The 25,122-nt window shown below is 19.9% G+C and carries 27 protein-coding genes, 2 tRNA genes and 1 pseudogene; 14 read left to right on the top strand and 16 right to left on the bottom strand.

All coding sequences use genetic code 11. The annotated features are described in order from the left end of the window. Positions 1–54: 54 nt before the first annotated feature. A complete protein-coding gene (locus GJU03_RS00640; RefSeq protein WP_168918776.1) occupies positions 55–888 on the top strand; it encodes a mechanosensitive ion channel domain-containing protein in 834 nt (277 codons plus the stop codon). Positions 889–914: 26 nt separating this feature from the next. On the opposite strand, the gene GJU03_RS00635 is transcribed toward GJU03_RS00640, so the two are convergent. After that, positions 915–988, bottom strand: a tRNA-Asp gene (locus GJU03_RS00635). 44 nt (positions 989–1,032) lie between these two features. Next, the gene (gene dnaQ / locus GJU03_RS00630) at positions 1,033–1,776 is read right to left on the bottom strand and encodes a DNA polymerase III subunit epsilon (RefSeq protein ID WP_168918775.1); all 744 of its coding nucleotides are present in this window, start codon (positions 1,774–1,776) and stop codon (positions 1,033–1,035) included. Between the two features lie 38 nt (positions 1,777–1,814). On the opposite strand from dnaQ, the gene rnhA reads away from it, so the two are divergent. From rnhA to hisIE, 9 genes and pseudogenes are all read left to right on the top strand, one after another. Continuing rightward, entirely contained in the window at positions 1,815–2,282 is a 468-nt protein-coding gene (gene rnhA / locus GJU03_RS00625) for a ribonuclease HI (RefSeq protein ID WP_168918774.1), read from the top strand. Positions 2,283–2,420: 138 nt separating this feature from the next. Next, the gene (gene hisG, locus GJU03_RS00620) at positions 2,421–3,320 is read left to right on the top strand and encodes an ATP phosphoribosyltransferase (protein WP_168918773.1); all 900 of its coding nucleotides are present in this window, start codon (positions 2,421–2,423) and stop codon (positions 3,318–3,320) included. Positions 3,321–3,324: 4 nt separating this feature from the next. Continuing rightward, positions 3,325–4,626, top strand: a pseudogene (gene hisD / locus GJU03_RS02260) (histidinol dehydrogenase); the annotation flags it as partial. 45 nt (positions 4,627–4,671) lie between these two features. Then, a complete protein-coding gene (gene hisC, locus GJU03_RS02255; protein WP_246208762.1) occupies positions 4,672–5,727 on the top strand; it encodes a histidinol-phosphate transaminase in 1,056 nt (351 codons plus the stop codon). Positions 5,728–5,753: 26 nt separating this feature from the next. Continuing rightward, positions 5,754–6,827: a bifunctional histidinol-phosphatase/imidazoleglycerol-phosphate dehydratase HisB gene (hisB, locus tag GJU03_RS00610; RefSeq protein ID WP_168918772.1), complete on the top strand. Its 1,074-nt coding sequence runs from the start codon at positions 5,754–5,756 to the stop codon at positions 6,825–6,827. After that, entirely contained in the window at positions 6,824–7,414 is a 591-nt protein-coding gene (hisH, locus tag GJU03_RS00605; protein ID WP_168918771.1) for an imidazole glycerol phosphate synthase subunit HisH, read from the top strand. The genes hisB and hisH overlap by 4 nt, the downstream gene beginning before the upstream one ends. 9 nt (positions 7,415–7,423) lie before the next feature. Further along, complete coding sequence (locus GJU03_RS00600) at positions 7,424–8,164, top strand: 1-(5-phosphoribosyl)-5-[(5-phosphoribosylamino)methylideneamino] imidazole-4-carboxamide isomerase (RefSeq protein WP_168918770.1); 741 nt, start codon at positions 7,424–7,426, stop codon at positions 8,162–8,164. Continuing rightward, positions 8,146–8,925 (top strand): imidazole glycerol phosphate synthase subunit HisF, encoded by a 780-nt coding sequence (gene hisF / locus GJU03_RS00595; RefSeq protein ID WP_168918769.1) that lies wholly within the window; start codon positions 8,146–8,148, stop codon positions 8,923–8,925. The genes GJU03_RS00600 and hisF overlap by 19 nt, the downstream gene beginning before the upstream one ends. Continuing rightward, positions 8,919–9,527 carry a bifunctional phosphoribosyl-AMP cyclohydrolase/phosphoribosyl-ATP diphosphatase HisIE gene (gene hisIE / locus GJU03_RS00590; RefSeq protein WP_168918768.1) on the top strand — a complete coding sequence of 203 codons (609 nt, stop codon included), beginning with the start codon at positions 8,919–8,921 and terminating at the stop codon, positions 9,525–9,527. The genes hisF and hisIE overlap by 7 nt, the downstream gene beginning before the upstream one ends. Before the next feature lie 48 nt (positions 9,528–9,575). Here hisIE and hslU read toward each other — a convergent pair whose 3' ends face one another. Together hslU and hslV are read right to left on the bottom strand one after the other, a co-directional pair. Next, positions 9,576–10,895: an ATP-dependent protease ATPase subunit HslU gene (hslU, locus tag GJU03_RS00585; RefSeq protein WP_168918767.1), complete on the bottom strand. Its 1,320-nt coding sequence runs from the start codon at positions 10,893–10,895 to the stop codon at positions 9,576–9,578. A gap of 20 nt (positions 10,896–10,915) precedes the next feature. Beyond that, the gene (gene hslV / locus GJU03_RS00580) at positions 10,916–11,443 is read right to left on the bottom strand and encodes an ATP-dependent protease subunit HslV (protein ID WP_168918766.1); all 528 of its coding nucleotides are present in this window, start codon (positions 11,441–11,443) and stop codon (positions 10,916–10,918) included. A gap of 256 nt (positions 11,444–11,699) precedes the next feature. Here hslV and tsaB point away from each other — a divergent pair, with 256 nt between their 5' ends. Next, positions 11,700–12,380: a tRNA (adenosine(37)-N6)-threonylcarbamoyltransferase complex dimerization subunit type 1 TsaB gene (gene tsaB, locus GJU03_RS00575; protein ID WP_168918765.1), complete on the top strand. Its 681-nt coding sequence runs from the start codon at positions 11,700–11,702 to the stop codon at positions 12,378–12,380. 10 nt (positions 12,381–12,390) lie between these two features. Here the strand turns inward: tsaB and minE are convergent, their stop codons facing one another. The 3 genes from minE to minC are packed head-to-tail and all read right to left on the bottom strand — an operon-like array spanning position 12,391 to position 14,291. Beyond that, a complete protein-coding gene (minE, locus tag GJU03_RS00570) occupies positions 12,391–12,678 on the bottom strand; it encodes a cell division topological specificity factor MinE (RefSeq protein ID WP_168918764.1) in 288 nt (95 codons plus the stop codon). 1 nt (position 12,679) lies between these two features. Further along, positions 12,680–13,489, bottom strand: coding sequence for a septum site-determining protein MinD (minD, locus tag GJU03_RS00565; RefSeq protein WP_168918763.1), 810 nt, complete (start codon positions 13,487–13,489; stop codon positions 12,680–12,682). Between the two features lie 34 nt (positions 13,490–13,523). Beyond that, positions 13,524–14,291, bottom strand: a complete 768-nt coding sequence (minC, locus tag GJU03_RS00560) for a septum site-determining protein MinC (protein WP_168918762.1) — start codon at positions 14,289–14,291, stop codon at positions 13,524–13,526. Between the two features lie 185 nt (positions 14,292–14,476). On the opposite strand from minC, the gene rnt reads away from it, so the two are divergent. Continuing rightward, the gene (gene rnt / locus GJU03_RS00555; RefSeq protein ID WP_168918761.1) at positions 14,477–15,118 is read left to right on the top strand and encodes a ribonuclease T; all 642 of its coding nucleotides are present in this window, start codon (positions 14,477–14,479) and stop codon (positions 15,116–15,118) included. A gap of 14 nt (positions 15,119–15,132) precedes the next feature. On the opposite strand, the gene grxD is transcribed toward rnt, so the two are convergent. Then, positions 15,133–15,447 carry a Grx4 family monothiol glutaredoxin gene (gene grxD / locus GJU03_RS00550; protein WP_168918760.1) on the bottom strand — a complete coding sequence of 105 codons (315 nt, stop codon included), beginning with the start codon at positions 15,445–15,447 and terminating at the stop codon, positions 15,133–15,135. Between the two features lie 149 nt (positions 15,448–15,596). On the opposite strand from grxD, the gene GJU03_RS00545 reads away from it, so the two are divergent. Both GJU03_RS00545 and GJU03_RS00540 read left to right on the top strand, forming a co-directional pair. Further along, positions 15,597–16,940 carry an MATE family efflux transporter gene (locus tag GJU03_RS00545; RefSeq protein WP_168918759.1) on the top strand — a complete coding sequence of 448 codons (1,344 nt, stop codon included), beginning with the start codon at positions 15,597–15,599 and terminating at the stop codon, positions 16,938–16,940. 43 nt (positions 16,941–16,983) lie between these two features. Beyond that, positions 16,984–17,055, top strand: a tRNA-Val gene (locus GJU03_RS00540). Between the two features lie 29 nt (positions 17,056–17,084). Here the strand turns inward: GJU03_RS00540 and tyrS are convergent. The 8 genes from tyrS to thrS all read right to left on the bottom strand — a co-directional run bounded on the left by tyrS (position 17,085) and on the right by thrS (position 25,097). Continuing rightward, the gene (gene tyrS / locus GJU03_RS00535) at positions 17,085–18,368 is read right to left on the bottom strand and encodes a tyrosine--tRNA ligase (protein WP_168918758.1); all 1,284 of its coding nucleotides are present in this window, start codon (positions 18,366–18,368) and stop codon (positions 17,085–17,087) included. Between the two features lie 24 nt (positions 18,369–18,392). Further along, entirely contained in the window at positions 18,393–19,013 is a 621-nt protein-coding gene (locus GJU03_RS00530; protein WP_168918757.1) for a riboflavin synthase, read from the bottom strand. A gap of 110 nt (positions 19,014–19,123) precedes the next feature. Then, positions 19,124–21,583 carry a phenylalanine--tRNA ligase subunit beta gene (gene pheT, locus GJU03_RS00525; protein WP_168918756.1) on the bottom strand — a complete coding sequence of 820 codons (2,460 nt, stop codon included), beginning with the start codon at positions 21,581–21,583 and terminating at the stop codon, positions 19,124–19,126. After that, complete coding sequence (gene pheS / locus GJU03_RS00520; protein WP_168918755.1) at positions 21,580–22,575, bottom strand: phenylalanine--tRNA ligase subunit alpha; 996 nt, start codon at positions 22,573–22,575, stop codon at positions 21,580–21,582. Before pheS ends, pheT begins: the two co-directional genes overlap by 4 nt. Before the next feature lie 97 nt (positions 22,576–22,672). After that, positions 22,673–23,020, bottom strand: a complete 348-nt coding sequence (rplT, locus tag GJU03_RS00515) for a 50S ribosomal protein L20 (protein WP_168918754.1) — start codon at positions 23,018–23,020, stop codon at positions 22,673–22,675. A 48-nt stretch (positions 23,021–23,068) separates the two neighbouring features. Continuing rightward, positions 23,069–23,266 (bottom strand): 50S ribosomal protein L35, encoded by a 198-nt coding sequence (gene rpmI, locus GJU03_RS00510; RefSeq protein WP_168918753.1) that lies wholly within the window; start codon positions 23,264–23,266, stop codon positions 23,069–23,071. A 22-nt stretch (positions 23,267–23,288) separates the two neighbouring features. After that, entirely contained in the window at positions 23,289–23,807 is a 519-nt protein-coding gene (infC, locus tag GJU03_RS00505; RefSeq protein WP_168918752.1) for a translation initiation factor IF-3, read from the bottom strand. A gap of 33 nt (positions 23,808–23,840) precedes the next feature. Further along, the gene (thrS, locus tag GJU03_RS00500; protein WP_168918751.1) at positions 23,841–25,097 is read right to left on the bottom strand and encodes a threonine--tRNA ligase; all 1,257 of its coding nucleotides are present in this window, start codon (positions 25,095–25,097) and stop codon (positions 23,841–23,843) included. Positions 25,098–25,122 lie beyond the last annotated feature (25 nt).

The raw sequence follows: 25,122 nt of genomic DNA, 5'->3' as shown, positions 1-25,122 counted from the left end.
TTATTTTAATTATAAAAATCAGTATAAATTATTTCATAGAATGGATTATAAAATATGAATAAATTTACTAGTGTATTAGATTTTATAAAATTGTGGATTTTTCAAAATAGAGTTTTTATTTTATATCAATGTGAACATTTTGTTTTGGCAGGTATGATTTTATTTTTTGGATTATGGGGAGTAAAAATTGTTACTAAAACTACAAGAAATGTTTTTACTATTAGAAATATAGATCCAATTACCACTGGATTTCTTACAAATATTTTTAAATATAGTTTAACTATATTTGTCATAGTTAGTGCATTAAGTAGTATAGGATTAAAAACATCATCAATTTTTGCTGCTTTTGGAACTATTGGTTTAGTAATAGGTTTAGCATGGCAAAGTGCTTTATCAAATTTAGCATCAGGATTATTAATTATTACATTCCGTATTTTTAAAGTTGGAGATTATATTAATATAGGTAATGTAACTGGAAAAATTACTAATGTTGAAATTTTTTGTACTCTTTTTAAAACATTTGATGGAACTATTATCTCTGTTCCTAATGGTAAAATACTTACAGAGAATATAATAAACTTTTCTAAATCTAATGAATATCGAAATAAAATTACTTTAGGTATTGCGCGAAATTTAATACAAAAAGACATTAATATAATTAAAAAAATTTTATTAGATACTGTTTCAGTAAATGATAAAATAATAAAAAATTCGATTGTTAATATTATTGTTGATGAAATTACTAATAATTCTATTAATTTTACTGTTTTTTTTTGGATTAATGATTTTATAAATAAAAAAGAAATTTGTTCAGATTTAATTAATATTTTAAAAAATAATTTAGAATTATATGAAAAATCATGCGTATTATGGATTAATAATGATTAATATAATTTTTTTTAAAATAAATTATACGGTGCGAACGGGATTTGAACCCGTGACCCCCGGCGTGACAAGCCGGTATTCTAACCAACTGAACTATCGCACCATCAGACTATTATGGTATATTTAATATTTTAAATTGTCAATTTTTTATTTATTTTTATTTTCCCATAAAGAAAAACCATATTTATTTTTAATTAAATTTAATTGTAATTGGTGTAATTTTAATTCTTTTTTAGAAGCGTTTATAACTAATGTTTTTTTTATTTTTGATTTTGCATTTAAAAATTTTATTTTATTTTTAAAAATACTATTTTTTTCTTTTAAAAATTCTAATTGAAATGAATTTTGTTTAGTTGTCATAAATAAAAAAATATGAGCTAATAATTTTGCATCTAATAAAGCTCCATGTAAATTACGTTTACTTATATTAATATTAAATCTATTACATAATGAATTTAACGAATTTCTTTTTCCGGGAAAAATATTACGAGCTATTTTAAGTGTATCTGTTATTATGCAAATATCTTCAATTTTAGGTGTTTTTTTTTTTAATAATGATAATTCATAATTTAAAAAATTAATATCAAATTGAGCATTATGAATAATAAGTTCTGCACCTTTAATAAAATTAAGAAAATTATCTAATATATCAGAAAAAATAGGTTTTTTAGATAAAAATTTATTAGAAATACCATGAATACTAAATGCTTCTTTACTTATAATTTTTTGTGGATTTATATATGTATGAAAATAATTTTGAGTAATATTACGATTAATTATTTCGATAATACCTATTTCTATAATACGATGTCCTATATAATAGGGATAAGATAAATTCATTCCTGTTGTTTCTGTGTCTAAAACTACTTGACGTATATTAGTTTTTTTCATATTTGTTATATAAATAATATAAATTTTAATAAAATTATATGTATAAAAATATAAATATTTTTACTGATGGTTCTTGTCTATATAATCCTGGACCTGGAGGTTGTGCTGCTATATTACAATATCATAAATATGAAAAAATTTTAACTAAAGGTTTTTTTTTTACAACTAATAATAGAATGGAATTAATGGCTTCTATTATTGCATTAGAATCTTTAAAAGAAAATTGTAATATTTATTTATTTACTGATAGTAATTATTTAAAAAAAGGAGTTACAACATGGTTGTATAATTGGAAAAAATATAATTGGATACGTAATAACAAAAAAATAGTAAAAAATATTGATTTATGGAAAAGATTAGAATTATCTTTATCTAAGCATAATATTTACTGGAAATGGATAAAAGGTCATTCATATAATATAATGAATAATAAATGTGATAAATTAGCTCGTATTTCAGCTAAAAATCCTTTAAATCAGGATTCAGGATATATAAAAAATGTATAGTTTAAATTATGAAATAAGATTTTAAGAAAAATAGTTGTTATTTTTTTATAATTTATTTAAGTTTAATTAAAATAATTAATTTTTAACATAAAATTAATTTTTAAAAATTTTAAATTTTTTAAAAAAAAGGATAAAAGTATGCCGGATAACAATCGTTTACGCATAGCTATGCAAAAATCTGGGCGTTTAAGTAATGAATCTAGTAAACTATTAAAAAATTGTGGTCTAAAAATTAATTTACAACAACAAAAATTAATAGCATTTGCAGAAAATATGCCGATTGATATCTTAAGAGTACGTGATGATGATATTCCTAGTTTAATTATGGAAGGTGTTGTTGATTTAGGTATTATTGGGCAAAATGTTTTAGAAGAGGAAGTTTTAACTAGATTAGCAAGAGGGGATCATGCAAATTATTTAACATTACGTAAATTAAATTTTGGTATATGTAGATTATCTATAGCAATACCTATTAATAAAAATTATACAGGATTACAATCTTTACAAAATACTTGTATTGCAACTTCTTATCCTAATTTATTAAAAAAATATCTTGATAAACATCATATTACATTTAAATCTTGTATGTTAAATGGATCGGTAGAATTAGCACCTAGATTAGGTCTATCTAATGCTATTTGTGATTTAGTTTCAACAGGAGCCACATTAGAAGCACATGGAATTAAGGAAGTAGAAATTATATATATTTCACAAGCATGTTTAATACAACGTTATGATAAAATAACTAATTTTAAACAACAATTAGTCAATAAATTATTAGCAAGAATTAAAGGAGTTATTCAAGCAAGAGAATCTAAATATATAATTTTTCATATTCCTAATAAAAAATTAAAAAAAGTAATGTCATTATTATCATGTGTACAGAATCTTACTATTTTACCATTAATAAGAAATATTGAAAATGTAGTTATACATATGGTATGTAGTGAAACATTATTTTGGGAAAAAATAGAAGAATTAAAATTATTAGGTGCAAATGCTATTTTAGTTTTACCTATTGAAAAAATAATGGAGTAATAAAATGAATATTTTAAATAATTTAATTTATTGGCATAAATATAGTCAAGAACAGAAAAAAAAAATATTATCTAGACCGATATTTTTAATAAATAAAAATATTAAAAAAAAAGTAACACATATTTTAGAAAAAGTTAAACATGAAGGAGATAGTGCGTTAAAAAAATATAATTTTTTATTTGATAAATTACACATTAATACTCTAAAAATAGATAAAAAAAAAATATATAATTCAAAATTTCATATAGATAAAAATATTAAAAACGCAATAAAAAAAGCTTATAATAATATATATAAATTTCATAAATATCAAATTTTAAAAAAAAAAAAAATTGAAATTATACCTGGAGTGTTTTGTTATCATATTTATCGTCCTATATCAAAAATAGGATTATATATACCAGGAGGTACATCTTCTTTATTTTCTACAGTATTAATGTTAGGTATCCCAGCTCAACTAGCATTATGTCCTAATATTACATTATGTTCTCCTGCTCCAATTTCTAATGAAATTTTATTTGCTGCATATTTATGTAATATAGAAAATATTTTTCAGGTAGGTGGCGCACAAGCTATAGCAGCAATGGCCTATGGAACAGAATCTATTCAGAAAGTAGATAAAATTTTTGGACCAGGAAATTTTTTTGTTACTGAAGCTAAAAAACAAGTAAGTAATCAACATAAATCTTATAAAAATATATCTATTGATATGCCAGCAGGCCCATCAGAATTAATGATTTTAGCAGATAAATCTGCTAATTACAATTTTATTGTTGCAGATTTATTATCACAAGCAGAACATGGAGTAGATTCACAAGTATTTTTAATTACTATTGACGAAAAAATAGCAAAATTAGTAAAAAAAGAACTTTCTAAACAATTAGAAAAATTACCTAAAAAAGATATAGCAAAAAAATCTCTTAATAATAGTTTTATTATAATAGCTAATAATATTAAAGAATGTATACAAATAATTAATCAATATGCTCCTGAACATTTAATTATTCAATGTAATGATTACAATAAAATTTTATCTAAAATTATTAATGCAGGATCAATTTTTTTAGATCATTGGTCACCTGAATCAGCAGGAGATTATGCTTCAGGAACTAATCATGTTTTACCTACTTATGGTTATACAAAAACATATTCATGTTTAGGAGTTTCTGATTTTCAAAAAAGAATATCTGTTCAAAAATTAACAAAACAAGGATTATTAAATATTTCTGATACAGTAGAAATTATGGCAAAAAAAGAAAACTTATTAGGTCATAGTAATTCTATTACAATAAGAAAAAAATACATTAATAAAAATTATTTTGATCAAAAAAAAAATAATAATATTAATAAAATGATTAGAAAAAATATTCTAAATTTTACTCCATATAAATCTGCAAGATCTTTATATAAAAATAATCATAATGATTTAATAACATTAAATGCTAATGAATCTCCTATTACTTCTATTTTTTCATTAAATAAAAAAATATTTAATAAATATCCAGAACCACAATCTAGAGAGCTAATTAATTTATATAGTAAATATGTTAATTTATCCACTCAAAATATTTTAATTACAAGAGGAGCTGATGAAGGTATTGATTTAATTATACGTACATTTTGTAATAAAAAAGATGATAAAATATTATTTTGTCCACCAACATATGATATGTATCGTGTTACTGCTGAAATATTAGATATAGAATATTTAATGATTAATAGTAATATTAATTGGGATTTAGATTTAAATAAAATTAAAAAAAATCTTAGTAATATTAAAATTATATTTATTTGTAATCCTAATAATCCAACTGGGAATTATATAGATAAAAATAATATAATAAAATTATTAAAATTAACAAAAGATAAAATAATTGTTGTTATTGATGAAGCATATATTGAATTTTGTATAGATCAAACTTTAACTAATTTTATAAATAAATATAATAATTTAATTATATTAAGGACTTTATCAAAAGCATTTGCATTAGCAGGATTACGTTGTGGATTTATTTTAACAAATAAATATATTATTGATATTTTAGTAAAAGTAATTGCTCCTTATCCAATACCAGAACCTGTTATAAATATTGCAACACAAGCTTTAAATTCAAAAAATTTAATTATTATGCAAAATAATGTAAAAACAATTATTAATAATAAAAAATGGTTAATAAAAAATCTTAATAAATGTAATTGTATAAAAAATATATTTAATAGTGCAACTAATTTTATTTTAATAAAATTTCATAATTCTGAAATTATATTTAAAAAGTTAATTAAAAAAAAAATTATTGTAAGAAACCAAAATCATGAAAAAAAATTAAATAATTGTTTAAGAATTACAATAGGAACATTTATCGAATGTAAAAAATTACTTTTTGAATTACAAAAATTATCTTTTTAAAATTTTATAAAAAAAGACCTTATTATATGTTAAAAAAAATACTTTTTATAGATAGAGATGGTACTTTAATATCTGAACCTAAAATAAATTATCAAGTTGATAATATTAATAAATTATTTTTTGAAAAAAATGTTATTATTGCATTATCAGAATTAAAAAAATTTTCTTATTTATTTGTAATGATTACAAATCAAGATGGATTAGGTAGTAAAAATTTTTCTTATAAGTCTTTTAATATTCCTCATAATTTTATGATAAGTATTTTTAAATCACAAGGTATTAAATTTGAAAATATTTTTATTTGTCCTCATTATTCTTATGATAATTGTATATGTAGAAAACCGAAAACAACATTATTAAAGCAATATTTAAATAACTATTTAGATAAAATAAATAGTTATGTTATAGGAGATCGTTTAACTGATATTGCATTAGCAAAAAATATTGGAATTAATGGTATTTTATATAATAAACAAAAATGTAATTGGTTAGATATTTTAACTAAATTAACACCAATAAAAAGATATGCTACAATAAAAAGAATCACAAAAGAAACAAAAATATATGTCGAATTATTTTTAGATAAAAAAGGGAATAATAATATTAATACTGGAATTAACTTTTTAAACCATATGTTAGAACAAATAGCAATTCATGGAGGATTTATTTTAAATATTTATAGTAAAGGAGATTTATATGTTGATGATCATCATACAATAGAAGATATCGCAATATCATTAGGACAAACTTTTTTTAAAGCAATTGGTAATAAAAAAGGAATCAATAGATTTGGTTTTTTATTACCAATGGACGATTCATTAGCCCAATGTTCAATTGATTTATCAGGAAGACCATATTTACAATATGATGTAAAATTTAAATATCAAAAAATTGGGGATTTAAGTACAGAAATGATTAAACATTTTTTTTATTCTTTGTCATATTCCATGGCATGTAATATATATTTAAAAGTAACAGGAGATAATGATCATCATAAAATTGAAAGTTTATTTAAAGCATTTGGATGTTCACTAAAACAAGCTATAAAAATAGTAAATAATAATACTATAATTCCTAGTTCAAAAGGAGTTTTAATTTGAAAATCGTTATTTTAGATACATCCTGTGGTAATTTTTACTCTTTACAATCTACTATAAAAAAAATAGGATTTAATGCAAAAATCACAAATAAAAAAAAATTAATTTTAAATGCTGATAAAATTTTTTTACCAGGTGTAGGTTCTGCTAATTCTGTAATAGAAAAATTAAAAAATGATAATTTAATAAAATTAATCAAAAATTGTAAAAAAGATGTTTTGGGAATCTGTTTAGGTATGCAAATTTTAGGGAAATATAGCGAAGAAAATGAAGGTATTCCTACATTAGGAATTTTAAATTATTCTGTAAATTTAATGAATAATAAATATAAACCTATTCCACATATGGGCTGGAATAAAGTAAATAGTATAATATCATCACCATTATTTCATAATATTAATCAAAATTCTTATTTTTATTTTTCACATAGTTATAATGTTAATATTAATACTTATACAATAGCTACTACTAATTATGAAAAAGAATTTAGTTCTGTTATTCAAAAAGAAAATTTTTTTGGAGTTCAATTTCATCCAGAAAGATCAGGAATTAATGGTATTCAATTAATTAAAAATTTTTTAAATATATAAGATTAAAATATGATTATTCCAGCAATTGATTTAATAAAAGGAAAAGTTGTTAGATTACATCAGGGAAAGTTTAATTTAAAACGTCAATATCTATATAAACCTTTATTTTATATAAAAAAATATATAAAGCAAGGAGCAAAAAAAATTCATATTATAGATTTAGATGGTGCAAAAGATCCTAATAAAAAACAAATAGTTTTATTAAAAAATATTTTTCAATATAATTCATTTCCTATTCAATTAGGAGGAGGTATCAGGTGTAAAGAAGATATAGATTTAATTTTTAATTTAATACCTAAAGTACAAATTATATTAGGATCTTCTATTATTCATAATTTAAAAAATGTACAAAAACTGTTTCAAATATATAATCCAAATTCTCTAATTTTAGCATTAGATGTTAAAATTAACAAAAAAAATGAAAAAATTATTTTTATTAATGGATGGCAAGATAAAAGTAACATAATTTTTGAAAATATTATTGAAAAATTTTTAGATTTAGGATTAAAACACGTTTTATGTACAGATATCTCTAGAGATGGTACATTTTTAGGCCCAAATATAAATTTATATACTGAAATAGTTCAAAAGTATCCTCAAATTTTTTTTCAAGCATCAGGTGGAGTTTCATCATTAAAAGATATTATTAATTTAAAAAAAAGTGGAGTAAAACATATAATTATAGGAAGAGCATTTTTAGAAAAAAAATTTACTATTAAAGAGGCTAATTTATGTTGGCAAAAAGAATAATTCCTTGTTTAGATGTTTGTAATGATGTAGTAGTAAAAGGGAAACAATTTAAAAATCATAAAATTATAGGAGATGTTTTATCTTTAGCTAATAAATATAATAAGGATGGAGCTGATGAATTAGTATTTTATGATATTACAGCATCAATTGATAATCGATTAATAAATAAAAAATGGATATCAAAAATCGCAAAAATAATTAATATACCTATTTGTGTAGCAGGAGGTATAAAATCGATAGATGATGCTGCGCAAATATTGCATTTAGGAGCTGAAAAAATATCTATAAATACTCCTGCATTAAATGATCCGTCTTTAATTACAAGACTATCTAAATATTTTGGTAAACAATGTATTGTTGTTGGAATAGATTCCTGGTATAACAAAAAAGATAAAAAATATTATGTATATAAATATACTGGTAATACAAAAAATATAAAAATAACTAATTGGGAAACAATTAAATGGGTTAAAAAAGTACAAAAATTAGGAGCAGGAGAAATAGTATTAAATATGATGAATCAAGATGGATTATGTTCTGGATATGATATTATACAGTTAAAAAAAATAAGAAAAATTTGTCAAATTCCTTTAATTGCTTCTGGTGGAGCAGGTTCTTTAAATAATTTTTATGATGTTTTTAATAAAAAAGTAAATGTTGATGGAGCTTTAGCAGCATCAGTATTTCATAAAAATATTATTAATATTAATACTTTAAAAAAATTTTTACATAAAAAAAATATTGAGGTTAGAATATGTTAAAACAAAATATTTTCAGTACTTTGAATTGGACTAAAATAAATGGATTAATTCCTGTAATTATACAACATAAAATTTCAGGTCAAATACTTATGCATGCTTATATGAATAAAAAATCTCTCAAAATAACGTTAAAAACAAAAAAAGCTACATTTTTTTCTAGAACAAAAAATAAAATATGGACAAAAGGAGAGACAACAGGTAATTTTTTATACATAAAAAAAATTACTACAGATTGTGATAAAGACACATTACTCATTTTAGTAGAACCTGTTAATAAAACATGTCATTTAAATGAATATAGTTGTTTTAAAAATACTATATCAGATTTTACCTTTCTATATTTGTTGGAAAATATTTTAAATAAAAAAAAAAACTCTATAAAATCTTCATATACTAATCAATTATATCAAAGCGGATTAAAAAGAATTACACAAAAAGTAGGAGAAGAAGCAATAGAAACTATTATTGCTGCAAATGATAATAATAAAAAGGAAACTATGCAAGAAACAGCTGATTTAATTTACCATTTAATAGTTTTATTAAAAATAAAAAATATTAACTTATATGAAATTATAAAAATTTTAAAAAAAAGAAATTCTTAATTTTAATATTTTTTAAAAAATAATTTTTTTATTATAAAATATAATATTTTATAAAATATATCTACTAATATCTTCATTAATTATTAATGTATCTAAATGTTTACTTACGTAATTTTTATCTATAATAATAGATTTATTATAATATTCATTAGCATTATAGGAAATATCAGACATTAAATGTTCTAAAACAGTATGTAACCTTCTAGCTCCTATATTTTCTGTTGTTTCATTTACTTTCCAAGCAGATTCTGCAATTTTTTTTATACCATCTTCAGTAAAAATAATATTAACTTTTTCAGTTTCTAATAATGCTTTATATTGTATTGTTATAGATGTATCTGGTTCTATAAGAATTCTTCTAAAATCATTACTAGTTAATGCTTTTAACTCTACTCTAATAGGTAATCTACCTTGTAATTCTGGAATTAAATCAGAAGGTTTAGATATTTGAAATGATCCTGATGCAATAAACAAAATATGATCTGTTTTAACCATTCCATGTTTAGTTGATACTGTACATCCTTCTACTAATGGTAATAAATCTCTTTGTACTCCTTCTCTAGAAATATCCGAAGATATGTTATTACTTCTTCTACAAATTTTATCAATTTCATCTAAAAATACAATTCCATTTTGTTCTACTGCTTCAATAGCTTTTTGTTTAATATCTTCATTATTAATTAATTTCCCAGCTTCTTCTTCTATTAATAATTTAATGGCATCTTTCACTTTTAACTTACGTTTTTTTTGTTTATTACCACCTAAATTTTGAAATAATGATTGTAATTGACTAGTCATTTCTTCCATTCCTGGAGGAGCCATAATTTCAATACCCATAGGAGTACTAGCTACATTAATTTCAATTTCTTGATTATCTAATAATCCATTTTTAAGTTTAACTTTTAATTTTTGTTTTATGGATTCAATATTGTCATCTTGATTCCAATTATTTTTATTAGGAATTAAAACATTTAAAATTCTTTCTTCTGCCATTTCTCTTGCTCTATAGCAATTTTTATTAAATGCTTGTATTCTTATCATTTTTATAGCTACATCAGTTAAATCACGAATAATAGAATCTACTTCTTTTCCTACATAACCGATTTCAGTAAATTTAGTAGCTTCTACTTTTATAAATGGAGCATTAGCTAATTTAGCTAATCTACGTGCAATTTCTGTTTTTCCTACTCCTGTAGGTCCAATCATTAATATGTTTTTAGGTGTAACTTCTTGTCTTAAATTCTCATCTAGTTGCATACGACGCCAACGATTTCTCAATGCTATAGCAACAGCTTTTTTGGCACTTTCTTGTCCAATAATAAATTTATCTAATTCTTTAACAATTTCTTTTGGGGTCATCTCAGACATAATTAGCTTTTTCCTTATGCTTATTTACATGATAATTTTTCAATAGTAAAATTATGATTTGTATATATACAAATATCTCCTGCTATTTTTAAAGATTTTTTTACTATTTCATATGCATTTAGATTAGTGTTTTCAAATAAAGCACGAGCTGATGCTTGTGCATATGGCCCACCAGAACCAATAGTTACTATATTATTTTCAGGTTGTATAACATCTCCACTTCCTGTAATTATTAAAGAAGTAACTTTATCTGCAATTACTAATAAAGCTTCTAATTTACGTAAAATACGATCTGTTCTCCAATCTTTAGCTAATTCAACTGCTGATTTAGTTAAATTTCCTTGATATACTTCTAATTTTTGTTCAAATAATTCAAAAAGCGTAAAAGCATCTGCAGTTCCACCAGCAAAACCCGCAATAACTGTATTGTGATATAATTTACGAATTTTTTTTACATTTCCTTTCATTATAATGTGACCAAGAGTTGCTTGTCCATCACCACCAATAACTACATCCTCATTTTTCCTTACACTAACAATTGTTGTCACGAGTTTTATTCCTTACTTCAATTATTGAATTATTTTATATTTTATAATAATTATATAAAATAATTTTATTATAAATAAAATTTTAATAAAATTATTATTTATTAAATTTATTCTAAATTTAAATATTAAATATATTATTTTATAAAATAATATATTATAATTATTTGATATAATAGTTTGAATTGTTCATTAAAACATTAGAATTATAACATAATTTAGATTTTAAACAATAAATTTATTTTTAAATCAGAGATATATGTATAAAAATATTTTAACTATTGATACATCTACAAAATATTGTTTTGTAATTTTACAAAATAATGGAATTATTTATAAAAAAATTCAATTTTGCCCTTGTCTACATATGAAATATGTACTATTTCTAGTAAATAGTATTTTAAATGAAACTAATATATTATTATCTGAAATAAATTTATTAGGATATAATTTAGGTCCAGGTAATTTTACAAGTGTAAGAATAGGAATAGCGGTAATAGAAAGTATTTCCTATGCTTTAAATATTCCTAAAATAGGATTATCACATTTAATGATTTTAGCAGAAAAATCTTGGAAAATAAAAAAAATTAAGCGAATAATAACTATTATTAAATGTAATAAAGAATTTGTATATTTTTCTTTATATAGAAGAACGAAAAAAGGATTATGGATTGGTAAAAATAATGAATGTTTATTAAATTATAATAATATTATAAACAAAATTTCCTTATTAAAAGGGAAATGGGGTTTAATTTCAGATATTAATAATTTTATTAAAAATAACATAAAATTAACTTTAAATAAAAACCTAAAAATATCTTTTATTAAAAATAAAATCCTTTTTTCAGAAGAAATTATTAATATTATTAATAATATTTTATTAAATAAAAAAAAAATTAAAAAAAATTATGTTATTAATTATATTAAAAATACATTTTAAATTTTAATTCTTATTTATTGTTTTTCTTTTTAAAAGAATTTTTAGTTTTTGGTAACGTAATATTTAATTCTAATTTTGATATATTTTTTTTCTTATCATCTAGTTCTATATTAATCATATTAGGATTAATTTCAACATATTTAGAAATTACTTTTAATATTTCTTGTTTTAATTGTACTATATAATAAGGATATACATATCCTTTTTTTGATTCTTCAGATATAATAATTTGTAATCTTTTTTTAGCAATATTAGCAGTTTTTTTTTTTTTTGATAAAAAAAAATTAATAAAATTCATATTATCTCCAAAATAAACGTTGTAAAAAACTTTTTTTTTCATTTTTTATAAAACGTAAAGGAATTTTTTCCCCTAATAAACGTCTAACAGTATCATTATATGCTAGGGAAGCATTAGAATTATTATGTAAAATTATACTTTTACCCTGATTTGATGCTCTTAAAACTAAAGAATCTTCTGGTATAACACCTATTATCTGAATACCTAAAATTTCAATAATATCATCAATACTTAACATATCTCCACAGTCTACCCTTTTTGGATTATAACGTGTTAATAATAAATATTCTTTAATAGGTTCTTCTTCATATTTGGCTCTTTTTGATTGTGAAGCAATAATACCTAATATTCTATCAGAATCTCTAATAGAAGAAATTTCAGGATTAGTCGTAATAATAGCTTCATCTGCAAAATATAATGCAGTTAAAGCACCAGTTTCAATACCTGCAGGTGAATCACAAATGATAAAATCAAAATTCATTCTATGTAAATTTTTAAAAATTATTTCTACACCCTTATAAGTTAAGGCATCTTTATTTTTTGTTTGTGAGGCAGGTAGAATATATAAATTTTTGTTTTGTTTATCTTTTATTAAAGCTTGATTTAATGTTGCTTCTCCTTGTAAAACATTAATAAAATCATATACTACTCTTCTTTCACAACCCATGATTAAATCAAGATTACGTAATCCGATATCAAAATCAATAACAACAGTTTTTTTACCATATTTGGCTAATCCTGTAGCTATAGCAGCACTAGAAGTAGTTTTTCCTACCCCTCCTTTACCTGAAGTAACAACAATTATACGCATTAGAATTTCCTTTTATAGTAAATTTAAATAAAATTTAACTACATGATTTTATTGTTAATACTTTATTGTTTAAATATATTCTTGATGATTTTCCCAAAAATTTATTAGGGATTTGTTCTTGAAGTAAATATTCCCCAGCTATAGATAATAATTCTGCAAATAATTGAGTACAAAAAATTTGACAATTTTTATCTCCATTAGCTCCTGATAAAGCTTTTCCTCTCATAAAACCATAAATATGAATATTACCATCTGCTATTAATTCAGCACCTGTACTAACATTATTTATAATAATTAAATCACTATTATAAGCATAAATTTGTTGTCCAGATCTAATTGGATTATAAATAATTTTGCTTTTATTATAAATAATATTTTTATTTAATGATAAAGAATTTTTTTCTTTTATTATTTGAATAATAGATTTTTGTTTTATATTATTAACATTTTTTTTTTGTTTTTTAAAATCATTATTTTGATTTTTTTTTTGATCTTTATTATTTGTAAATAAAATAGGTATGCCAGTATTATTTATACTTTTAATTATATTTTTATTATTACAACCAATTACTCCTATTATATTAATTCCTGTAGAGATAATAGCATTATAAACTTTTTTCCAATCTATTTCATTTTTTATATAATTAATATTTATAATAACTGATATTTTTTTAAAAAATATAGGAGAATGATTTATTTTTTCTTTAATTGCATTAAATATAAGTTCAGGTTGATTATTATATAAATATATTACATAAAATGAAAAATTATTTTGTTTAAATTTAATTATTTTTGTTAACATTTTATCACCTTTAATTACTAAAATTATTTTTATTTAAAATAATTTTATTAATTACATTAATATTTTTTATAATATAAACATATATAAAATATTTTATACTTGTAATTTTTTTGATAAAAGTATAATTTACTTATGTAAGTAATATTAATATAAAATATTTTTAAATAAAAATTTAAAGAATAAAAATGAATAACTTATCAAAATTAGATCTATTATCCTCTAGATTTAGAGGTTTTTATCCTGTTGTAATTGATATTGAAACTTCAGGATTAGATTCTAAATCTAATGCTATATTAGAAATAAGTTTAATAACATTAAAAATGTACAATGGTTGGTTAGAAACAAATGAAACATTACATTTTCATATTTTACCTTTTAAAGGATCAAATATTTCTCCAGAAGCATTAGCTTTTAATGGAATCAATATTAATACTTCTTTAAGGGGGGCTATAACTGAAAAAAAAGCTTTAAAAATAATTTTTAAAAAAATTTCTCAAGATATAAAGATAAATAAATGTAAAAAAGCAGTTATGGTAGCTCATAATGCAATTTTTGATCATAGTTTTATTATGGAAGCTGTAAAACGTACAAGATTAGAAAATGATAATCCATTTCATTCTTTTGTTGTATTTGATACAACATCAATGTGTGGATTAATTCTAGGCCAAACAGTTTTAGCTAAGTCATGTCATGCAATTGGTATCTCATTTGATAACAACCAAGCACATTCAGCTTTATATGATACTAATCGTACTGCTAAATTATTTTGTAAATTAGTTAATAAATGGAAAAAAAAGGGTGGATGGCCTCCTTCTTCTTTATATTAATTTTTATTGAATAATTATTTTTTTTTAAAATTTAAAATATTTTTTAATTTATTATTATTATGTAACATATATAATATGTCATAACCTCCTATTAATTCCTTATTAACCCATAATTGGGGAAATGTTGGCCAATTAGCGTATTTAGGTAAATGTTTTCTAATATCTGGATATTTTAAAACATCAACATAAGTAAATTTTATTTTATAAAATGAAATAATTTTTACAGCTTTATCAGAAAAACCACACTGGGGATATATTGGATTACCTTTCATATATAAAATAATAGGATTATTATTAATTTGTTTTTTAATTTTATTAAAAATTTTCATAAAATTCTCTATTTTATTTAAAATAAAAAAATAATTAAATCAAAATAATTATTTATATAATAATAATTTAAAGTTTATAAAAAGTAAAATATTATTTTTTTAATAAAATCTCTTTTTTTTAAATTTAAACAAAATTAAAAAGGTTATACGTGCAAAAATATTTAATTGAAATAAAAAAATTATTTAACATTACTATTCCTATAATTTTAACACAAATAGCTTATACTTTAATAAGTATTATTAATATGATTATGTCTAGTTCTTTTAATAAAATTGATATAACAGTATTATCAATAGGAATATCAATTTGGTTGCCAATAATATTATTTGGTAATGGTATTTTTTTATCTTTAATTCCTATTATTACAAAATTATATATCTCTAAAAATAATAAAAAAATAATAAATTATATTAAGCAGTCATATCTATTAGTAATAATATTATCATTTATAATGATGTTTGCTTTATATCAAATAAAATTTTTAATATCATTATTATTTTATAATAAAATTTTTGTTTTAAAAATTAAAAAATTTTTAAACATTATTATTTGGAGTATACCAGGATATTTATTATTACAGATATTACGTTGTATATGTATATCATTATCATTAACAATACCAGATATGATTATAAGTTGGATTGGAGTAATTTTATATATTCCAATTAATTATATCCTAATACATGGTTTTAATTATATACCCTCATTAGGAGTTTTAGGATGTAGTTACGCTATAGTATTAATATATTGGATATTATTTATTATAACCATAATATGGATGTCTAAATCAGTATATTTTAAAAAAATTAATTTTTTTAATTTTTCAAAAAATATAGATTTTAAAATTTTAAAAAAAATTTTAAAAATAGGTATACCTATTGGATTATCTGTTTTTTTTGAAATTATGTTATTTAGTATTATTTCATTATTAATTTCATATTTTATGAAAATAGATGATATTATTAGCCATCAAATAGCTATAAATTTTAGTTCTTTAATTTTTATTTTTCCTTTATCATTAAGTATTGCTACTACTCTATTAATAGGAGTTTATTTAAGTTTAGGTCATACAAATAAAGCAAAGATTGTTAGTTGGATTTCTCAAATTACAGGAATAATAATATCTATTTTAATTACTTTAATAAGTATTTTTTTTAGAAAAAAAATTGCCACATTATATAATCCTAATAAAAATATTGTGAATTTATCATCTCATTTAATATTGTTAGCTTCTTTTTATCAATTTTTAGATTCTATTCAGATTATTGGATCTGGTATTTTAAAAGGATATAAAGATAATAAATATATTTTTTTTATTACATTTATATCTTATTGGATTATAAGTTTACCTATTGGATATATTTTATCTATTACTAGTTTGATTACTTCCCATCCTATGGGCCCATCAGGATTTTGGATTGGATTTAATATTGGATTAGTATTTTCAACATTATTTATTTTATTACGTATAATAAAAATACAAAAAAATTGATTTCTATAAATAAATGGGATACTATTTAATTAGTGTTTTTTATGCGTTCTTAACTCAGTGGTAGAGTGTCACTATGACATGGTGAAAGTCAGAGGTTCAAATCCTCTAGAACGCATAAATAATATTTTTAAATATGTGTTTATTTTATTTCCAATAAATTAAACAAAAATTTTTTTTACCTTTACGTAATAAAGTGAAATGATTGAATTTTTTATGATATTTTGCAAATGTAAATGAAATATCAGAAATGCTTTCATTATTGATATATATTGAATTTGATTTTATTAAAATAGAAGCTCTATTTTTAGAAGATGTAAATTTACTTAAAATTAGTACTGTTTGTAAATTAATATTTTTATTTTCTAAATAAAGATATTTAATATTTTTAGATAATATTAAAAAATCATTTTCTGAAAAATTGTTTATATTTTTATAAAAAAGTAAATTAGTTATTTTTTTTGATATTATTAAATTATCTTTTCCATGCACCATATTAGTCATATATTCTGCTAAAAGATATTGTGGGCTTTTTTTTTTAACATTATTTTTTTTTTTATTAAAACTGTTAATAATTTTTAATTCATAATTAGTAAACATATTTAAAAAATTAAATACAATTGAATCTGGGATATTTAACCAATATTGAAAAAATTTATATGTACTGGTTTTTTTTTGATCTAACCAAATAGTTTCGTTTTCAGTTTTACCAAATTTTTTTCCATCATTTTTAATTATTAAATTAGTAGTTAATCCAAAAACTTTTTTTTTACATATTTTTTTTGTTAAATCTATTCCAGATACAATATGTCCCCATTGATCTGAACCTCCAATTTGGAGTATAACATCAAAATTTTTGTTTAAATAAGCAAAATCATATGATTGTAGTAAATTATAAGAAAATTCAGTAAAAGAAATTCCTTCATTATTATTATTTATCATCCTTTTTTTTATTGCATCTTTATTAATCATTTGATTAACACAAAAATATTTACCAATTTTTTTTAAAAAAAAAAGAATATCCATTCTATGAAACCATTCATAATTATTAATAATAATAGCACTATTACTACCACAATTAAAATCTAAAAAATTATTTATCTGTAAACTAATTTTTTGACACCATAGATTTATGTTATTTATGAAATTTATCTTTCTTTTTTTAAGTTTAAAACTAGGATCTCCAATTAAACTTGTTGCTCCACCTAATAAAATTATTGGTTTATGTCCTAATTCTTGAAAGTATTTAAGTGTAATTAATTGTATCAAATGTCCTATATGTAAACTATCTGCTGTTAAATCAAAACCACAATAAAGATTAATTTTTTTTTCATTTAAAATTTTATATAAATTATTTTTATTAGTTACTTGATAAAGAATATTACGATCTTTTAATTTTTTTAAAATATCTATTTTATTTTTTTTTATCATTAATATTCCTTTTTTCATTTTATTTTATGTTAAATATTTTGTATTATTATATAATTTTTTTACAGTTTGAATAATACTTCTGATATATATATCAGTTTCAATATTTACATAATTACAAATATTTTTTTTAGATAATGTAGTTTTAGATAATGTTTCTGGAATTATATTTACACTAAATTTATTTTTTAATATTCTATCTATTGTTAGACTAACTCCATCTACACATATAGATCCTTTTTCTAAAATATAATTCATTTGTAAAATATTATTAGGTTTTATCCATAAAATTTTTGAAGAATTATAATTTTTAATATTAGTAATAATAGCTGTATCAGTAATATGACCTAATACAATATGACCTCCAATATAATTATTTATTTTAATAGGTTTTTCTAAATTTACATAATCTCCAATTTTTATTTTTTTAAATGTTGTAATATTAAATGTGTGTTTAATTATATTAAACGTAATAATATTATTATATAATTTAATAATTGTTAAACAACACCCATTATTGGAAATAGATTCGCCTATTTTTAAATTTTTTATAAATTTTTTATTTGTTTTTATATATAAAAAATATAAATTTTTATTTAAAATTATATTTTGAATTTTTCCTATAGATTGAACAATACCTGTAAACATTATTTTACTTTTTTATAAAAATATATTTATTATATAAATAATATATATTATTTTTAATTTCAATATTTTATTAATTAAATTAATTAAAAATTTTATTATTATTATTAATGTTAATTTCTTGATAAAATTTGAAATTTTCTTTTTAATTCTAAAATACATTTATTTATAATTTGATTAATTTCTTGTTCATTTAATGTATAATTTTTATTTTGTATTAGAAAACTTAGTGTAATATTTTTATATCCTATTGGTACATTATCTCCTTGATATATATCAATTAAGTTAATTTTTATTATTTCTTTTAATTTTAACTTTTTTAAAAAAGACAAAATATCTATGTAATAGATATTTTCTTTTATAAAAAAAGAAATATCTCTTTTATTTATTGGATAATGTATAATTTTTTGAAAATTAAAAATATCATTAATAGTAATTTTTTCAAAAAAAATTTCAAATAAAAAAGTATCATAGTTTATATTAAAATAATTCATTAATTTAGGATGTAACATCCCAACAGATCCAATATTAATATTATTAATATATATTAATGAATTTATATATGGATGAAATATTGTGTTTTTATTTTTTTGTTTACGGAACTCTATTTTATTATATTTATTAAAAAAATTAAATATATATTCTATATCACCTTTTATATCGTAAAAATTTATTAATTTATTTTTTTCATTCCAATAATCAGAATATAAATTACCATTTATTATTCCAGATAACATTAATTTTTGTGAAATTCCCATTTTTTTCTTTAAATTTTTAAAAAAACATAATCCATATTCAAAAAAACGTAAATTTTTTTGTTGTCTATTTTGATTATAGATAATATTATTTATTAATCCATATGATAAAGAATTACGCATAACAGATGTTTCAGTTGTAAGAGGATTAATAATTTTAATTTGTTTTGTTTTTGGATATAAAATTGATTGTATTACAGGATTAATAAAACTGTAATTAATTACTTCATAATATCCTTTATAAATTAAAATATTTTTAATTTTTTTTAAATTAATTTTTGTTTGTTTTAATTTTGATTCATTTTTTAAAATATTTTTTTTAATTAAATATATTTTAATTTTGTTAGGAATTTTATTATATCCATATACACGTATAATTTCTTCTATTAAATCCTCTTCAATATTTATGTCATTACGCCAACTAGGTATTGTAATAATACAATTATTATCAGTTTTTTTTATAATTAAAAAACCTAGTTTATTTAAAATTTTAATTATATTTTTTTCTAATATATAGAAACCTAATATTTTATATATATTTTTAAATGAAAATTTAATTGTTTTTTGTAAATTATTAATATTATTAATATTAATTGTATAAATTTTACTTCTGTTCCCACCGAATATTTCTAATATTAAATTTATTGTTCTGATCATAACTTCTTTTTGTATTAAAGGATCTAAATATCTATTATAAATATTAGAAATATCATTAAAAGAATGATTTTTATTAAATAAAGATGTAAAATATTTTTTTTTTATATAAAAACATTCTATTAAAATATCTTTTGTTGTTAATGTTACTATAACGTCTTTATTTTGTCTAATTCCTGGTATAGATAAAATTTTATGTTTATCTCTTATAATTAAGAGATCATCACTTATTATTGATTTAATATTTTGAATTTCGAAATTTAAAAAATTATATTTATTTTTTTTCCAATTTTCAATATAAATTTTTCCTTTAATTTTATTAAGATCATAAAATTGTATTGGATATCCTAATTCTAAAATTATATAATTATAAATGTTTAATAATGGATTTTTAGATATAATTTCAATCCCGGATTGAAATAATCTATTTTTAATAAATTGTGGAATTTTTTTTTTAAGATCAATATTTTTAATTATACAATAATTATATTGATATAATTCATTATTAATATTATTATTAATAATAATATCAATTTTATATTTTTTTGTATCTTTAATTAAAAAATTATTGTATGGTTTTTTAAAAAAAAAAATTTTATCTAATACCGACAAATCTCTAGTAAATCCTAATATACTTAAACAATCAATTCTATTAGTTGGTATATTAATATGTAAAATTTTTTCATTTATGTATAAATATTTATTCGCATTTTCCCCATTCTTACTATTAAGAGGTAGTTTTATTAAACTATTTTTTAAAAAATAATTTTGATAAGTATTTAAAATTTTATGAGAACATAATAAGCCTTCAGATTTTAATAAAAAAGAATATTTTGGAATTTTAATATATTTTTTATATAAAGAAGAATGTTTAGTAGCTAAAATAATTTTAGTTTTACTTTCTAAGTTATTTATATCAGAAAATATTTTTAATAATTTTGTATTATTAATTAATATATTTAATTTAAAAATTTTAGGTTTTTTTTGATATAAAGAAAATTTAATTATTTCTCCTACTAAAAGATTATCAAAAATTATATTTTCTTTTAAAGGTTCAATTTTTTCAACTTCAAATCCTAACATTGTTATTTCTTTTAATAAAGAATTAATATCTTTATTATAATTTAACCATTTATGTAACCATAATTCACTAAATTTAATCATATAAAATTATTGAATTTAAATTGTTTAAGAAAACGTATATCATTTTCATAAAAAAGACGAATATCTTGAATATTATAATATAACATAGCTAATCTTTCCACACCTAATCCAAAAGCATATCCAGTATATTTAGAGAAATTTATTTTAACATTTTTCAATACATTAGGATGTATCATTCCTGCTCCTAAAATTTCTATCCATTTTTTTTTTTGATTTAAAATATCTACTTCTAAAGAAGGTTCTGTAAAAGGAAAATAAGAAGGTCTAAAACGTATCTTACATTTTTTACCAAAAAAAAAATTTAAAAATAAAATTAATATACTTTTTAAATCAATAAAAGTTATTTTTTTATCAATAAATAATCCTTCTATTTGATGAAACATCGGGGTATGATTACTATCGTAATCATTACGATATACTTTTCCAGAAGTTAATATACGTATAGGAGGTTTTGATCTTTTCATTATTCTAATTTGAACATTAGAAGTTTGAGTACGTAATAAAATATTTTTATCTAACCAAAATGTATCTTGTTCTGTTCTTATAGGATGATGTTTAGGAATATTTAATGCATCAAAATTATGATAAACATCTTCTATCTCTGGACCTACAACTATTTCAAATCCAATTTTTACAAAAAATTTTTCAATTTTATTAATTATATTTTTTATAGGATGTTCAGATCCCATTTCAATATATTTTCCAGGTAATGAAATATCAATTTTTTGATTTAAAAAATTTTTATTATTTTTTTCTAATTCTATTTCTTTTTGGCGTTTTATTATTATTTTTTTTATTTTTTTTTTTTGTTGATTTAGAATAATACTTTTATTAATTTTTTCTTCTTTTTTTAAATTTTTTATTAATAAAAATTGTGTTTTAATATATCCTTTTTTACCTAAATATTTAACTTTTAATATATTTAACTCAGTAATATTTTTTACTGTATAAATTTCTTTTTTTGCAATAACAACTATATCATCAGATATCATATATGATATTCTCATTAATATAACATAAATACTTATTTATTTTAATAAAATTAAATTTTATAGGAAATATTTAAATTTAATAAATAAAATTAATAATTTAATTTTTTGAAAAATTTATTAATTTATTAAAAGATGAATTATCAAACATAGCTATATTAGCTAATATTTTTCTATTGATATTAATATTATTTTTTTTTAATTTATATATTAAACAGTTATAAGACATATTTTGTTGACGAGCTGCTGCATTAATTTTTATAATCCATAATTGTCGAAATTTTCTTTTTTTTTGTTTTCTATCTCTATAAGCATATTGTCCTGATTTAATTACTGCTTGAAAAGCAGAACGATAAGTTCTAGATCTTGCCCCATAATATCCTTTAGCTTGTTTTATTATTTTTTTATGTCTTGCTTTTGCTGTTACTCCACGTTTAATTCTTACCATATAATTTAAATTCCTATAATTATTATATTTAATATAATTACCTATATTTTATATATAAGGTAAACAAATTTTTAAAGAATATGAATCTCCTTTTTTAACTATTTTTTTTTGTCTTAGAAATCTTTTTCTTTTTTTGTTTTTTTTGGTTAACAAATGTCTTGAATTAGCTTTTTTATGTTTAAAAAGACCAGTACCTGTTTTTTTAAAACGTTTTGCAGCACTACGTACTGTTTTTAATTTATTCATATTAAATCCAGATTATTAATAATTATTTTTTTGGTATTAGAATCATTATAATTTGTCTACTTTCAACTTTAGATGGAAACGATTCTACTGTAGCCAATTTATTTAAATCATTTTTTATACGATTTAACATTGAAAATCCTAATTTAGTATGCATCATTTCTCTTCCTCTAAATCTTAAAGTAACTTTTATTTTATCTCCTTTTTTTAAAAAACGAATCAAGTTACGTAATTTTACTTTATAATCACCTATATCTGTTCCTGGACGAAATTTAATTTCTTTTAAATGTATTATCTTTTGTTTTTTTTTTTGTTCTTTGGAAGCTTTATTTTTTGCATATAAAAATTTACCATAATCCATAATACGACAAACAGGAGGTTTAGAATTAGGACTAATTTCTACTAAATCAAATCCTGTATCTTCTGCTTTTATTAAAGCTTCTTTCAAATTAATGATACCAATTTGTTCACCATTTAATCCTATTAATCTTACAATTTTACTCCTAATATTTTGATTAATTCTATTAGGTTTTAATAATTGCATAGTTTTTTTCCCAATTTTAATATTTCACCTCTCTTATTTTTTTTTATTAATATAATAATTATTAATTTCTTCTGTTATTTTTTTAATAATATCATGGATTTTCATAAATCCCAAGTTTTTACCAAAACAATCTCTCACAGAGAGAATATTATTATTAACTTCTTTATCTCCACATATTAAAATATATGGAATATGTTGTATAGCATATTTTCTAATTTTAAATGAAATTTTTTCGTTATTTATATCATATTTAACACGAATATTATTTTTTTTAATTATTTTAAATATTTTTAAAACATATTTAATGTGTTTTTTCCCAATATTCAATATTATAATCTGAATTGGTGATAACCAAAGAGGTAAATATCCAGAAAATTCTTCAAGAAGAATTCCTATAAATCTTTCTAATGAACCTAAAATAGCACGATGAATTATTATTGGAGTACTATGTTTGTTTTCTTTGTTTATATAAAATAAATTTAAACATTTTGGTAATGTAAAATCTAATTGTATTGTCCCACATTGCCATTCTCTATTTAAACAATCAAAAAAAGAAAATTCAATTTTAGGTCCATAAAAAGCTCCTTCTCCTATTTGATATCCAAAATTAATATTTAATTTTTTTAAAATATAAGATAAATTATTTTCTGCTTGATCCCAAATCTTATTATCTCCAATTTTATTTGATGGTCTAGTTGATAATTTCACAAGAAATTTTTTAAATCCAAAAAGATGATAAATATCATACATCATATTAATACAATATTCTATTTCTTTTATCATTTGATTTTTTGTACAAAAAATATGAGCATCATCTTGTGTAAAATTTCTTAATCTCATTAAACCATGTAAAGAACCTGATGGTTCGTTTCTGTGACAAATACCAAATTCTGCAATTCTTAAAGGTAAATCTCTATATGATTTTAATTTCTGTTGAAATATTTGAATATGAGCAGGACAATTCATAGGTTTTATACAATAATTTCTATTTTCTGAACAAGTAGTAAAAATAGATTCTTTATAAATTTTCCAATGTCCTGTTTTTTCCCAAATAGTAAAATCAGTAATTAATGGAGTTTTTACCTCTAGATAGTTATATTTATTTAATTTTAAACGTAATAGTTTTTTTAATTCTTTAAAAATAATATAACCATCATTATGCCAAAAAACCATTCCTGGTGATTCATTTTGAAAATGATATAAATTTAATTTTTTACCTATACTTCTATGATCTATTTCTAATAATTTATTAGATAGATTTATTTTTTTTAAATTATCATTTTGTGTCATTTTTTATTTTTAAAATATTTAATTT

It is taken from the genome of Enterobacteriaceae endosymbiont of Donacia bicoloricornis (assembly GCF_012567955.1).
Taxonomy (GTDB): domain Bacteria; phylum Pseudomonadota; class Gammaproteobacteria; order Enterobacterales; family Enterobacteriaceae.
Note: the sequence above shows the minus strand (reverse complement) of the source record. Positions and strands in the feature narration are given on the sequence as shown.

Excerpts from the sequence above, each read along its gene's own strand:
- GJU03_RS00640 (WP_168918776.1), top strand. The coding sequence starts at position 55 with ATGAATAAATTTACTAGTGTATTAGATTTTATAAAATTGTGGATTTTT.
- dnaQ (WP_168918775.1), bottom strand. The coding sequence starts at position 1,776 with ATGAAAAAAACTAATATACGTCAAGTAGTTTTAGACACAGAAACAACA.
- rnhA (WP_168918774.1), top strand. The coding sequence starts at position 1,815 with ATGTATAAAAATATAAATATTTTTACTGATGGTTCTTGTCTATATAAT.
- hisG (WP_168918773.1), top strand. The coding sequence starts at position 2,421 with ATGCCGGATAACAATCGTTTACGCATAGCTATGCAAAAATCTGGGCGT.
- hisC (WP_246208762.1), top strand. The coding sequence starts at position 4,672 with ATGATTAGAAAAAATATTCTAAATTTTACTCCATATAAATCTGCAAGA.
- hisB (WP_168918772.1), top strand. The coding sequence starts at position 5,754 with ATGTTAAAAAAAATACTTTTTATAGATAGAGATGGTACTTTAATATCT.
- GJU03_RS00600 (WP_168918770.1), top strand. The coding sequence starts at position 7,424 with ATGATTATTCCAGCAATTGATTTAATAAAAGGAAAAGTTGTTAGATTA.
- hisF (WP_168918769.1), top strand. The coding sequence starts at position 8,146 with ATGTTGGCAAAAAGAATAATTCCTTGTTTAGATGTTTGTAATGATGTA.
- hisIE (WP_168918768.1), top strand. The coding sequence starts at position 8,919 with ATGTTAAAACAAAATATTTTCAGTACTTTGAATTGGACTAAAATAAAT.
- hslU (WP_168918767.1), bottom strand. The coding sequence starts at position 10,895 with ATGTCTGAGATGACCCCAAAAGAAATTGTTAAAGAATTAGATAAATTT.
- tsaB (WP_168918765.1), top strand. The coding sequence starts at position 11,700 with ATGTATAAAAATATTTTAACTATTGATACATCTACAAAATATTGTTTT.
- minE (WP_168918764.1), bottom strand. The coding sequence starts at position 12,678 with ATGAATTTTATTAATTTTTTTTTATCAAAAAAAAAAAAAACTGCTAAT.
- minD (WP_168918763.1), bottom strand. The coding sequence starts at position 13,489 with ATGCGTATAATTGTTGTTACTTCAGGTAAAGGAGGGGTAGGAAAAACT.
- minC (WP_168918762.1), bottom strand. The coding sequence starts at position 14,291 with ATGTTAACAAAAATAATTAAATTTAAACAAAATAATTTTTCATTTTAT.
- rnt (WP_168918761.1), top strand. The coding sequence starts at position 14,477 with ATGAATAACTTATCAAAATTAGATCTATTATCCTCTAGATTTAGAGGT.
- grxD (WP_168918760.1), bottom strand. The coding sequence starts at position 15,447 with ATGAAAATTTTTAATAAAATTAAAAAACAAATTAATAATAATCCTATT.
- tyrS (WP_168918758.1), bottom strand. The coding sequence starts at position 18,368 with ATGATAAAAAAAAATAAAATAGATATTTTAAAAAAATTAAAAGATCGT.
- GJU03_RS00530 (WP_168918757.1), bottom strand. The coding sequence starts at position 19,013 with ATGTTTACAGGTATTGTTCAATCTATAGGAAAAATTCAAAATATAATT.
- pheT (WP_168918756.1), bottom strand. The coding sequence starts at position 21,583 with ATGATTAAATTTAGTGAATTATGGTTACATAAATGGTTAAATTATAAT.
- pheS (WP_168918755.1), bottom strand. The coding sequence starts at position 22,575 with ATGATATCTGATGATATAGTTGTTATTGCAAAAAAAGAAATTTATACA.
- rplT (WP_168918754.1), bottom strand. The coding sequence starts at position 23,020 with ATGGTAAGAATTAAACGTGGAGTAACAGCAAAAGCAAGACATAAAAAA.
- rpmI (WP_168918753.1), bottom strand. The coding sequence starts at position 23,266 with ATGAATAAATTAAAAACAGTACGTAGTGCTGCAAAACGTTTTAAAAAA.
- infC (WP_168918752.1), bottom strand. The coding sequence starts at position 23,807 with ATGCAATTATTAAAACCTAATAGAATTAATCAAAATATTAGGAGTAAA.
- thrS (WP_168918751.1), bottom strand. The coding sequence starts at position 25,097 with ATGACACAAAATGATAATTTAAAAAAAATAAATCTATCTAATAAATTA.